This is a genomic window from Ruegeria sp. E8, assembly GCF_056533985.1.
Map to the genome: position 1 here is coordinate 1 of NZ_JBQFOY010000018.1, position 11,856 is coordinate 11,856.

The 11,856-nt window shown below is 59.4% G+C and carries 12 protein-coding genes; 6 read left to right on the forward strand and 6 right to left on the reverse strand.

Features of this window, described 5'->3' with window-relative positions:
* Positions 1–294: hypothetical protein (locus tag ACR0LF_RS18565; protein WP_480856451.1), on the reverse strand; the 294-nt coding region annotated here is incomplete at its 3' end.
* 350 nt (positions 295–644) lie between these two features.
* Here ACR0LF_RS18565 and ACR0LF_RS18570 point away from each other — a divergent pair.
* Positions 645–989 (forward strand): hypothetical protein, encoded by a 345-nt coding sequence (locus tag ACR0LF_RS18570; protein WP_480582141.1) that lies wholly within the window; start codon positions 645–647, stop codon positions 987–989.
* On the opposite strand, the gene ACR0LF_RS18575 is transcribed toward ACR0LF_RS18570, so the two are convergent.
* Positions 986–2,044, reverse strand: a complete 1,059-nt coding sequence (locus ACR0LF_RS18575; protein ID WP_480582139.1) for a transporter substrate-binding domain-containing protein — start codon at positions 2,042–2,044, stop codon at positions 986–988. The genes ACR0LF_RS18570 and ACR0LF_RS18575 overlap by 4 nt on opposite strands.
* 210 nt (positions 2,045–2,254) lie before the next feature.
* Here ACR0LF_RS18575 and dapE point away from each other — a divergent pair, with 210 nt between their 5' ends.
* The 3 genes from dapE to rnr are packed head-to-tail and all read left to right on the forward strand — an operon-like array spanning position 2,255 to position 6,279.
* A complete protein-coding gene (gene dapE, locus ACR0LF_RS18580; RefSeq protein WP_480582137.1) occupies positions 2,255–3,394 on the forward strand; it encodes a succinyl-diaminopimelate desuccinylase in 1,140 nt (379 codons plus the stop codon).
* Between the two features lie 3 nt (positions 3,395–3,397).
* Positions 3,398–3,973, forward strand: a complete 576-nt coding sequence (locus ACR0LF_RS18585; protein ID WP_480582135.1) for a TIGR04282 family arsenosugar biosynthesis glycosyltransferase — start codon at positions 3,398–3,400, stop codon at positions 3,971–3,973.
* A gap of 47 nt (positions 3,974–4,020) precedes the next feature.
* Positions 4,021–6,279, forward strand: coding sequence for a ribonuclease R (rnr, locus tag ACR0LF_RS18590; RefSeq protein ID WP_480582133.1), 2,259 nt, complete (start codon positions 4,021–4,023; stop codon positions 6,277–6,279).
* Here rnr and ACR0LF_RS18595 read toward each other — a convergent pair.
* Both ACR0LF_RS18595 and ACR0LF_RS18600 read right to left on the reverse strand, forming a co-directional pair.
* On the reverse strand, positions 6,270–6,656 hold the full coding sequence (locus ACR0LF_RS18595) for a DUF1801 domain-containing protein (protein WP_480582131.1): 387 nt from the start codon (positions 6,654–6,656) through the stop codon (positions 6,270–6,272). The genes rnr and ACR0LF_RS18595 overlap by 10 nt on opposite strands.
* Positions 6,653–7,351: a glutathione S-transferase family protein gene (locus ACR0LF_RS18600; protein WP_480582130.1), complete on the reverse strand. Its 699-nt coding sequence runs from the start codon at positions 7,349–7,351 to the stop codon at positions 6,653–6,655. Before ACR0LF_RS18600 ends, ACR0LF_RS18595 begins: the two co-directional genes overlap by 4 nt.
* Before the next feature lie 85 nt (positions 7,352–7,436).
* On the opposite strand from ACR0LF_RS18600, the gene ACR0LF_RS18605 reads away from it, so the two are divergent.
* Positions 7,437–8,150 carry a helix-turn-helix transcriptional regulator gene (locus ACR0LF_RS18605; RefSeq protein ID WP_480582128.1) on the forward strand — a complete coding sequence of 238 codons (714 nt, stop codon included), beginning with the start codon at positions 7,437–7,439 and terminating at the stop codon, positions 8,148–8,150.
* Between the two features lie 87 nt (positions 8,151–8,237).
* Complete coding sequence (locus ACR0LF_RS18610) at positions 8,238–9,530, forward strand: lytic murein transglycosylase (RefSeq protein ID WP_480627547.1); 1,293 nt, start codon at positions 8,238–8,240, stop codon at positions 9,528–9,530.
* Between the two features lie 48 nt (positions 9,531–9,578).
* On the opposite strand, the gene ACR0LF_RS18615 is transcribed toward ACR0LF_RS18610, so the two are convergent.
* Complete coding sequence (locus ACR0LF_RS18615) at positions 9,579–10,976, reverse strand: aspartate aminotransferase family protein (protein WP_480582125.1); 1,398 nt, start codon at positions 10,974–10,976, stop codon at positions 9,579–9,581.
* Between the two features lie 75 nt (positions 10,977–11,051).
* Positions 11,052–11,735, reverse strand: a complete 684-nt coding sequence (locus ACR0LF_RS18620) for a GntR family transcriptional regulator (RefSeq protein WP_480582122.1) — start codon at positions 11,733–11,735, stop codon at positions 11,052–11,054.
* Between the last annotated feature and the right edge of the window lie 121 nt (positions 11,736–11,856).

Consider the following 11,856-nt stretch of genomic DNA (forward strand, 5'->3'; position numbering starts at 1 on the left):
TTCGGATTCGCCACCGCCTTCGGTCTCGCCACCGCCTTCGGTTTCGCCACCGCCTTCGGTTTCGCCACCGCCTTCGGTTTCGCCACCGCCTTCGGTTTCGCCACCGCCTTCGGTTTCGCCACCACCTTCGGTCTCGCCGCCACCTTCGGTTTCGCCACCGCCTTCGGTTTCACCTCCACTTTCCTGAGCGTGCGCTGCATCCGCTGCCATAAAAGAAACAACAGTGACGGCAGGTACACCGGACAACGCAATCACGCTGGCAGTGGTCATCATTAATCTAGACAGAACACTCATATTAATTCTCCCGTATCAAAATGACTTAGACAGTGGCATCAGCGTAAAGCTGGCTTTGCAACGCTGTTATGAGAGGCTGCCAGCCTGCCCAAGTCAGCAGGAAGTGGCCGGAAATATGTCTAAAATGTGTCAAAAATGTGCCTGAATCAACTTGAGGAGTTGTGCTATAACGCCCCTCAATTTTACGGCGAAATCCAGAAACGGGTTCTCACTGAGTCGTTTCTTTTCTCGCCATGGTTCAGGAACGCCGTGCTTCAACGCAGCCGTCTGTTTGGCTGAAGAACCAAAGTCAGAGGCGGGATCTACAGAACCGGTTGACCGACCAAAACACGACGCGTAAGGCAAGGCCCATGGAAAAGCAAAAGAAACCCTCGCGTCAGCAAGTTTATACCCTTCTGGTCCAGATCGGCCGCAAGGATGGCGACGGGTTGCCCGAAGGCGCAACCGGTGCGGCGCTGATGTGTTACGCCAGCGGCGTGGATGAGGCCGAGGCAGTGCGCGAGACGGTGGCTATTCTAAAACAAGCTGATACCGCGCCCCTGGATGTCACCGGATACGGGACTCTTGCCGAACGTGAGGCGCAGGGGCATGATATCGAACCGGACGAACGCGCCCTGATGCAGCGGGCGTTGGATGAAAATGCCGTGATTGTCGCTCAGATGACGCCGTTTTTCGGGGACGAAGCTCAGGCCTAGTTCCGTACACCGAACCACTTGCGGTAAATCTCGTCATAGGTCCCGTTTTCGCGCAGGGAAAGCAGAGCCTGGTTGACATCCTCGACCAGAGGCGACCCGGTCGGGAACGCGATGCCGTAGTTCTCGCGCAGAAAAACACCGCCTGTCATCGATGCGATCCGCCGTCCTTCATGGGCAGCGTAGTAGGACAGGATGGGTGCATCGAACACCACTGCGTCAAGTTCCTTGGCCTGAAAGGCGTCCAGCACCTGTTCTAGCCCTGGATAGCCGGTGAACTCGATCTCACGTCGGTTCAGAAAGCTGGCAGCCGTCGAGTCCGAGATGGTGCCGACATTCTTGCCGTAGAGATCGTTTACCGAATTCACGCTGCCGGTTATCGCGTCCACGGTCATGACTGACGTGATACGGGCCGTGAAAACCGACACGATGAAAAGCGATGAAACAACCAGAACCACGCCCAGTAGCCGGCCAAAGGGGGTACGGGGCATTCTTTCTTCGAACCCGCCATTCACAACAAGGTTCAGCGCCCACCAGAAGGACGGAAACCAGGCCTCGTTCAGTTTGCGGTCGAAATAGGGTTGGGCGCGGCGCTCAAAGCCCCACATCAGCATGCCGCCGCCCAGCAGGATGGCAAAGGCCAGACCAATGGCGATGAACAATTCCGTCGACAACAGCGCATGCAAGAGGGATGGCTGTCGGGCGGCTTCGGACGGGACCATGATCTGCAAACCCGCCTCAAAGATCGGCTGGGTGAAATCCATCTGCGTTTCCCGCATGGCGGTGATCGAGATATTGGCAACAGCAAGATCCGCGGACCCATCTTGCACCGCGACAAGCATGTCCGAAAACGAGTCAACGCGATTGACTGTGTAGTCCCAGTTCAGTGACTCGGCCAGTGCGGCCAGCAGATCCATCGAAAAGCCGGTTTCAGCGCCGTCCTCAACATAGGAAAACGGCGGGCGGGTCACCGTTGTGACCGTGAGGGTTTGTGCCATGCTCTGCTGTGCTAGGACGGCGAAAGTCAGGCAGATCAGTGCGAAGAATGCACGCTTCATATTCAATTCACCTGTTTCGCGGCCCTGTAACGCGATTGTGCATCGGGCGGCAAGATGGTCGCAGGGTAAACTGCCATGATTTATTGGGGTATCGCTTTGACATCTTGTCATTCAGATGGATGATATTTTTGCGGATTGGGGTTGGAAAACCGGCCAATTCGTTGAATCTGTGCGCGAACCCGCAAAAGACACTGTTCCAGAGGCCATTGCATGACCGACCCCGTTCAATTGACAGCCGATCTGATCCGTTGCCCATCGGTCACACCCGAGGAGGGCGGCGCGCTTGTTTTGCTCGAGTCGGTTCTGTCGGATGCGGGGTTCGAATGTACGCGTGTCGACCGTGGAGGCATCAGCAACCTGTTTGCAAGATGGGGCCAGAAAGGTCATGCGCGCAGTTTCGGATTCAACGGTCACACCGATGTTGTCCCAGTCGGGGATGAGGCCGCATGGACGATGCCGCCCTTCGGGGCCGAGGTGCGGGACGGCGTGATGTATGGGCGCGGTACCACCGACATGAAATCGGGAGTGGCGGCGTTTGCGGCTGCGGCGATGGAGTTTGTGCGCGACACGCCGCCGGACGGGGCCATTGTTCTGACGATCACCGGCGATGAGGAAGGCGATGCGCTGGATGGCACCACGGCGATTCTCGACTATATGGACAGCGCGGAGGAGCGGATGTCGGTTTGTCTGGTGGGAGAGCCCACATGCCCGAACAAGATGGGCGAGATGATCAAGATCGGCCGTCGGGGCTCGATGACCGCGTGGTTTACGATCACAGGCGTTCAGGGGCATTCGGCCTATCCGCATCGTGCCAAGAATCCGTTGCCGGCGATTGCTCGTCTAATGGATCGGTTGGCCAGTCACGAACTGGATCAGGGCTCCGATCATTTCGATGCCTCGACGTTGGCGGTGGTCACCATCGACACAGGGAACGCTGCCACCAACGTGATCCCAGCCCAATGCAGCGGAGCGGTCAATATTCGCTTCAACGACCTGCATTCCGGAGCCAGCCTGAGCGACTGGTTGCGGTCAGAGGCGGATCAGGTCGCTGCCCACTACGGCGTTGACGTCGATGTCAGAATCAAGATCTCGGGGGAAAGCTTTTTGACCCCTCCGGGGCCATTGTCGGATCTGGTGGTCAAAGCGGTAGAAGCCGAAACCGGTGTCACGCCCGAGCTGTCCACAACCGGCGGTACATCGGATGCGCGTTTCGTCAAGAGCCATTGTCCGGTGGTCGAATTCGGGCTGGTCGGGCGCACGATGCACCAGGTGGATGAATGCGTTGAGGTGGCGCAGATCGAGCAGCTCAAGGCGATCTACACGCGCATCCTGACGGACTATTTTGCCTGATCCATGCAGCGCACATTGGTGATCATGGTGAAGGAACCGCATCCGGGTCGTGTGAAAACCCGTTTGGGCCGCGATATCGGAATGGTGGGTGCAGCGTGGTGGTTCCGGCATCAAACCCGCAGGTTGATCCGGCGGCTGCGTGATCCGCGTTGGCAGATCGTACTTGCTGTGTCTCCAGATGCCGAGGGTCTGACCAGCCGTATCTGGCCCGCTGATTTGCAACGTGCAGCGCAAGGACGCGGCGATCTGGGGGACCGGATGGGGCGGATGCTGCGCGGGATGCCCAAAGGTCCGGTGTGCCTGATCGGGGCTGATATTCCGGGGATATCGCGGGCTCATATCGCCTGCGCTTTTGATGAACTGGGACGGTCGCAGATGGTATTCGGCCCCGCGCCGGATGGCGGCTATTGGCTGGTCGGCGCACAACGATACGCGGCATTACCTGCGGGTCTGTTTCGCAATGTGCGTTGGTCGACGGAACACGCTTTGGCGGATACGTTAACCTCGATCCCGGACTGCCGTGTGTCGCTGCTGGATCACCTGCACGATGTGGATACAGTCTCTGATCTGAATACCTGAGGTTTTTTGGTCATGACGCGGTCGCAATCGCGTGCTAGGCCGAATGTATGACTCGCATCCCCACCAAGCAGGAGGTCCTCGACTGGATCTCGGCGAACCCCACCCTGACCTCGAAACGTGATATCGCCAAAGCCTTTGGCATCAAGGGCGCGGATCGGATTGATCTGAAGCGTATCCTCAAGGAACTTGAGGCCGAGGGGCATCTGGAAAAGCGCAAGCGCAGTTATCGCGACCCGGATCGTCTGCCACCGGTCAGCGTGTTGCAGGTGAAGGCCCCCAACGCCGACGGAGACCTGTTCGCCCGGCCATTGGAGTGGCATGGCGAGGGGGTCGAGCCCATCGTTCTGATCATTACCCGCGCCAGCGACCCGGCGCTGGGCGAGGGCGACCGCATTCTGGCCCGTCTGACCGTGGTGCACGAGGAAGACCACAATTACGAGGCCCGTCTGATCCGCCGCATCGGAACCAACCCGCGCAAGATTGTCGGCATCTTCCGCAAAGGGGCCGAGGGTGGACGGATCGTGCCCATCGACAAGACCGGCCAGACTGAATGGCTGGTGGCCGATGGCGCGGTTTTGGGCGCAAAGGACGGTGAGTTGGTCGAGGCCGAACAGGCCGGACCAAAGAACCGCATGGGCCTGCCGCGTGCGCGTATTGTGGAGCGGCTGGGCGACCCGTCGGCCCCCAAGGCTGTGTCGCTGATTGCGATCCACCAGCACGGCATCCCCGATGATTTCCCCGACAAGGTGATCGCCGAGGCCGACGCGGCCAAGCCCGTCGGCCTGAAAGGGCGCGAAGACCTGCGGGACATGCCCTTGCTGACCATCGATCCCTCGGACGCGCGCGACCATGACGATGCCTGCTATGCCCATGCCGATGACGACCCCAAGAACCCCGGCGGGCATGTGATCTGGGTCGCCATTGCCGATGTGGCCGCCTATGTGCAGCCCGGCACGGCACTGGATCGTGAGGCGCGCAAGCGCGGCAATTCCAGCTATTTCCCTGACCGGGTTGTGCCGATGCTGCCGGATCGACTGTCCGGCGATCTGTGTTCGCTGCATGAAGGCGTGCCGCGCGCCTGTATCACGGTTCGGATGCAGGTCGACGCCGATGGCAACAAGATCGGTCACCGGTTCGTGCGCGGTCTGATGCGCTCTGCCGCCTCGTTGAACTATGCCGAGGTGCAGGAGGCCATCGACGGCACCCCGAACGACCGCACTGGGCCGTTGCTTGAGACGGTGCTGAAACCGCTCTACGCCGCGTATGCCTCGCTGAAAAAGGCCCGCGCGGTTCGGCAACCTTTGGAGCTGGACCTGCCCGAGCGCAAGATCGTTCTCAGTGACAAAGGTGAGGTCGAGAGTGTCGCGTTCCGTGACCGTCTGGACGCGCACAAGCTGATCGAAGAGTTCATGATCCTCGCCAACGTGGCCGCTGCCGAGACCCTGATTGCCAAGCGCCGCCCGCTGCTGTTCCGTGTACACGAGGAACCTGCACCCGAAAAGCTGGAAAGCCTGCGGGAAACGGCGCAGGCGGCGGGCCTCAATCTGGCCAAGGGGCAGGTGCTGCAAACCCGCCACCTGAACGCGCTGCTGAATGCCGCCGCCGGGACCGAGGATGCAGAACTGATCAACCTGACCACCCTGCGGTCGATGGCGCAGGCCTATTACAACCCCGAGAACTTCGGCCATTTCGGGCTGGCGCTGCGAAACTATGCGCATTTCACTTCGCCCATCCGGCGTTATGCCGACCTGATCGTGCACCGGGCACTGATCTCGGCCCACGGCTGGGGCAAGGATGGGCTGACCGAGGATGAAATCATGCGGCTGGACGAGACGGCCACCCATATCTCGGACACCGAGCGCCGCTCGATGATGGCTGAACGCGATACGACCGATCGCTATCTTGCCGCTTACCTCAGTGAACGCGTGGGCAATGAGTTTTCTGGCCGGATCAGCGGTATCGCCCGGTTCGGGGCCTTCGTGAAGATGGACGAAACCGGCGCGGACGGGTTGGTGCCGGTGCGGTCGCTTGGGCGCGAGTTCTTTCACTTCGACCGCGAGGCAGGGACGTTGATGGGTTCGGACACCGGCCTGATCATCGCCATCGGCCAGCGCGTAACCGTGCGCCTGACCGAGGCGACGCCAGTCACCGGCGGGCTGGAATTGGAGTTGTTGTCGATTGACGATCAGGCGCTGCCGCGCGGTCGCGGGCCTGCCAAACGGGCGACCCGCCGAAAGGCCGTCAGCACCAAACGCAAGAAAGACAAGATCAAGCGCAAGGTTGAACGCAAGCGCCGTCAGAGGTGATAAGTCAGCGCCCGTGCAATCAGCCAACCGTGGCGGGTTTCGTCGATCTGGCTTGGGTCGTCGAACAAGATGGCCCGGTTTCCGTCAATTCGGTCTTCGCCCGGAAAGGCGGACGTGAAATCCCCCATCAATCGGCTCTGACAATGCACAAAAAGAGCGAAACTTGCGGACTTATGCGCCCCGAGCCGGATCGTTGACCCTTTGGGCGCAAGGTAGGCGGGCTGGCCCCAGCGCAACTCCTCTCGCAGCGGGTTGGCCGCGGGCAGAAAGGCTGCCGTCTCAAAGATCAGATCACGCAGCGCCAAGGCCCCCGCGCGTGTCTGCGGGGGCAGGGCCTCAAAGGCTGAGGCGATCGAGGGGTCATCAAAGGGTTTCATGCAATCGGTATCGCCTGTTCCATCCGGTCCACGTAGCTGCTCAGCAGGTTATCCTGTTTGATGCGTCGGGTCAGCGGGGTATCTGCCGGGGTTGCGCGCATCGCGGCGAGCATTGGCCCAACACTCATATCCGCAGATGTCGGCCGATCCCCCAGCAGGAACGAGGACTGCCACAGATAGGCTGAGATCGCCTCGAGATCGCGTTCGATCCGGTCCAGCCGTTCGGACAGCGAAAACCGTCCGATCCCTTGCGACGTGATCCCTTTCAGAACAGATTTTCGGATCGAGTTGGACACTGGCTTGCGGATCAGGGCCGGAATGCCTGTGAAAAACGTCTCGCGCAGGATCGGCCAGACCTCGTTATTGCCCCAACGATCCAGAACGATGTGGAAATACAGGTGTTCTTCGGCCATGCGCACAAGGGCACGGGACTGCGCCTTTTCTACATCCGTCAGCCCCTGATCGAAATCAGCGCCCTGCTGTTCCAGCCAATCGCGGATCAGATCACTGTCCGGGACCAGACGTTCGGGTGTGCGCAAAACGGGCAGTTTCTGATGCGGCATCTTTCGGGGGTCCAGCATGTCCGAGCGCTGCCACGTATGCCCGGAGTGTTGAAGCATCAAGGCCGTCTTGACGCAGAACGGGCTGGCGCTGAATAGGCCGAAGGCAGAGGGAAAGGTCAGAAGGGTCAGCATCATGTGGCTCCGTGGTTTCGGGATGCCAGATGACTAACCTGAGCTAATGACAGTTTCTGTCATCAGGTTTAAGCTAGGATGCACCATGTCTCGCACCGCCCGATTGTTCCAACTGATGCAAGCCCTGCGTTCCGGCCCGTCGCCCAGGACGTCTGAGCAGTTGGCGCAGGACCTTGGCGTTTCCGCTCGGACGATTCACAGGGATGTTGATGCGTTGCGCGGGTTGGGGGCGGTCATCGACGGTGAGGCAGGGTTCGGATTTACCTTGATCGAGGACGCGACACTGCCCCCGTTGGGCTTCACTGATGACGAGCTTGAAGCGTTGGTTCTGGGGTTGCGCGAAGTTCAGGTAATAGGCGATCCGGCTTTGTCAGATGCCGCCAGTGCGGCGCTTCGGAAACTGCAGGGACGGTTGCCGCAGCGCCAGTCCCATCGGCTTAGCCACGCAGTACTGGCCGCGACACGGTTTAACCGTCCACCTGCGCCAACGATTGATGTAGCCACGTTGCGACAGGCGACATGGGATGAACGCGCGGTTGAGTTTTCGTACACGGACGCAAAAGGCGACGCCACGCAACGGCGCGTCAATCCGCTGAGTATCGTCTATCTCGACCGCTCGAATGTATTGCTAAGCTGGTGCCATCTGAGGCAGGATTTTCGCGTCTTCCGGTTGGATCGAATGCAGGACATGTCGGTGACGGATCAAAGCTTTAGGCCAAATCGCGTGCCCATGCTGCGTGAGGTTTTGGCGCAAATCCGCGCAGAGCGCGATGCACAAGAGCGCGAGGCGGACGTCTGAGCGCTTTGCGATTTTCCGATTTTGCGCTACCTTGGGATTGAGCAGTAATCAGGAAAATTCGGAATGCAAAAATGCGTAGGCGGCGTCATGACCGTCGCATTGTGGGCATCCATAGTGCAGGCGGACACAACAGAAAACACGAAATGGCCAGACAGCGGAGCATCGCACCAAACGATACAGCTGGCATCGGCGGATGTGACGGTATCGATCCGTCCGGTCCGACGTCCTGCTGTTGAGGCCTTGAGGGTGTCTGCCGCAGCGACGGCACGATTTCAGACCTGGCTCGGCGCGTTTCAGGAACGCGCGCGGCAGCAGGGCATATCGCAAAGAACGCTGAACAGGGCGTTCTCGGATCTGACCTTTGACGAGGACGTCATAAAGCGAGATCGAAATCAGGCCGAATTCTCGAAACCGATCTGGGAATATCTGGATTCCGCCGTCTCGGACACGCGCCTGTCGAACGGGCGTGGCGCCATGCAGCGGCATCGGCAGGTTCTGAACCGGATCGAGGCCGAATACGGCGTTGAAAAGGAAGTGATCACGGCAATCTGGGGTCTGGAAACCTCGTTCGGATCGTATCGAGGCAGCAATCGGACGCTCAGGTCGTTGGCGACACTGGCTTTCGATGCGCGGCGCGCGCAGTTCTTTGAAACGCAGTTGATCGCGGCCCTTCGGATCGTGCAGGCAGGCGATGTCAGCGCCGGAAACATGCTGGGAAGCTGGGCAGGCGCGATGGGGCATACGCAGTTCATGCCGACGTCATTTCTGGATCACGCGGTTGATTTCGATGGGGATGGTCGGCGTGACATCTGGTCGGATGATCCGACCGATGCTCTGGCCTCAGCGGCGTCTTATCTGGCGCGGCACGGTTGGAAAAAGGGGCAGCCCTGGGGTGTGGAGGTGCGCTTGCCTGCCGATTTCGATTACGCGGCAGCCCGCCGGGATTTTGCGTTGATGCCGTCCGCGTGGGCCGCGCGGGGTGTGGTGGCCCGGAACGGTCAGGCCGTACCGGATCACGGAGAGGCTTCGATCCTGCTTCCGGCAGGGGGGCAGGGCGTGGCGCTGATGATTTTTGACAATTTCAGAGTGATCGAAGCCTATAACGGGGCGGACGCTTATGTGATCGGCATCGGACACCTGTCCGACCGGCTTGCGGGTGGTGACTCGTTTCTGTCCGGCTGGCCGCGTGGGGAACGGGCGCTGAGCTTCACCGAGAAAAAAGAGCTGCAAACCCGTCTGACCGAAGCGGGGTTCGATACAAAGGGTATCGATGGGCGCACAGGGCCGAACACGATCAACGCGGTGCGCGCCTATCAACTGTCGCAGGGCCTGGTGCCGGACGGATACCCGACTGCGACACTGTTAGAGCGGCTGCGGTAAAAAAGGCGACCTAAACGGGTCGCCTCGGGTTTGCGTAAATTGCTGATTTTAGGAAGCGGCTTTCATCAGCCCCTGTGCGATGATCTCGGCCTGGGCTTCGTCCAGTGACTTATGAATCCGCACGAACATCTCGTCGATATCCGCGGGGGTCAGGATCAACGGGGGTGAGATGATCATCCGGTCCCCCACATGGCGCATGATCAGATTGTTGGCAAAGCACCGGTCGCGGCAGATATAGCCGACCGTGCCGGGCTCGGATGCGAACTTGGCGCGGCTGGCTTTGTCCGGAGTCAGAGCGATGGAAGCCATCATGCCAACGATCTTTGCTTCACCCACCAGCGGGTGATCTGTCAGAGCCTCCCACTTCTCTTTCAGGTACGGGGCGGCCACGTCGCGCACATGCTCGACGATCTTCTCTTCTTCGAGGATGCGCAGGTTCTCCAGCGCCACAGCGGCTGCGACCGGGTGGCCGGAATAGGTGTAACCGTGGTTAAATTCGGTGCCCCCGATCACTTCGGCGATCTCGTCATTCACGATTGACCCGCCGATGGGCGCATATCCCGAGCTGAGCCCCTTGGCGATGGTCATGATATGCGGCTTGATGCCAACGGTTTCGGACCCGAACCAATTACCGGTACGGCCAAAGCCACAGATAACCTCGTCGGCAATCAACAGGATATCGTATTTGTCGCAGATACGCTGGATTTCCGGCCAGTAGGTGTCCGGCGCCACGATCACGCCGCCCGCGCCCTGCACGGGTTCGGCGATAAAGGCCGCGACGCGGTCTTCGCCCAGTTCCTGAATCGCTTCTTCCAACTCGCGCGCACGCGCCAGCCCGAAGTCTTCGGGAGACATGTCGCCCCCTTCGGCCCACCAGTTGGGTTGGTTGATGTGGTGAATGTTCGGAATCGGGATGCCGCCTTGTGCGTGCATCCCGGCCATGCCGCCCAGCGACGCCGAGCCCACGGACGAGCCGTGATACGCATTATGCCGGCTGATGATGATGTTCTTGTCGGGCTGGCCTTTCTCGGCCCAGTAGGTGCGCACGAGACGGATGTTGGTGTCATTCGCCTCTGACCCGCCAGCGGCAAAAAAGACATGGTTCAGATCGCCCGGGGCCAGTTCGGCAATTTTGGCGGCCAGTGCGATGGCTGGAACATGGGTCGTTTTGAAGAAGGTGTTGTAGTAGGGCAGCTCGCGCATCTGGCGCGCGGCGACATCGGCCAGTTCGTCACGACCGTAGCCGATATTGACGCACCACAGACCCGCCATAGCGTCCAGAATTTCCTTACCTTCGCTGTCGGTCAGGTAAACCCCGTTGGCACGTGTAATAACGCGCGCGCCTTCCTGCCCCAGCGCTCCATTGGCCGAGAAAGGGTGAATGTGATGCGCTGCATCCAGCGCCTGCAATTCGGCGGTTGGCATATGGTTGGTGATGGTGGACATCGGAGAATCTCCCACAAGAGCAGTTGGTGATTACAATATGATCAAATTTAACGCTGTCAATCGAATCGGGCTGAATCAGGCAGATGTAAGGGCACCCGCCATCAACTCCATGCCCTGTTCAATGTCCTGAGCCGTTGCTTTGGCGACCTTTTCAGCATCACCTTTGCGCAATGCGGCGATGATATCCTTGTGTCGGTCCGGAAGGCTTTGTGTTCCGAAACGGCCGCAGACAACACGCAGGGATGGGCCGAACCTGAGCCACAGCCTCTCGGTCAGATCACTTAGAATCGGGGCGTTTGCATAGGAATAAAGCGTTTCATGAAACGCTTGGTTCAAACGCAGATATCCACCTACATCCCCATCGGTGATCATGCGGTCAAGATGCATGTCGATACGTTCCAGATGATCAATGTCCTTGGACTGAAGGTTGGCCGTTGCACGTCGTGAAAGCTCTGATTCTATTGAAATTCTGGCGAAAATCATCTCTTCGACATCTTCAGGGGACAGCAAAGGCACACTGACGCGGCGGTTGCCCTGAAACACTAGCGCCCCGTCCGAGATCAACCGGCGGATCGCCTCACGCACCGGAGTCATTCCTACGCTCAGCGAATCAGTCAGACCCTGGATCGTGACAGGCTGCCCTGGGATCAGTTCTCCAAAAAGGATCTGCGATCTGAGCGTTTGGTACACCTGCTCATGCGCGGGTTGTTTTCCACCATCGCTTCGGGGCGCGGATGCCTTATTTTTGATCAAATCCAATTGGTTCTTCCTGTTTCGACTAACCCTGACTTGTCAGGTGACTGACCTCGTGAAACCATACTCTGGATCTCGCTAGAAGGCAAAACTTGATCAAATCTAGAAAAACGGAAAAATACCCGTG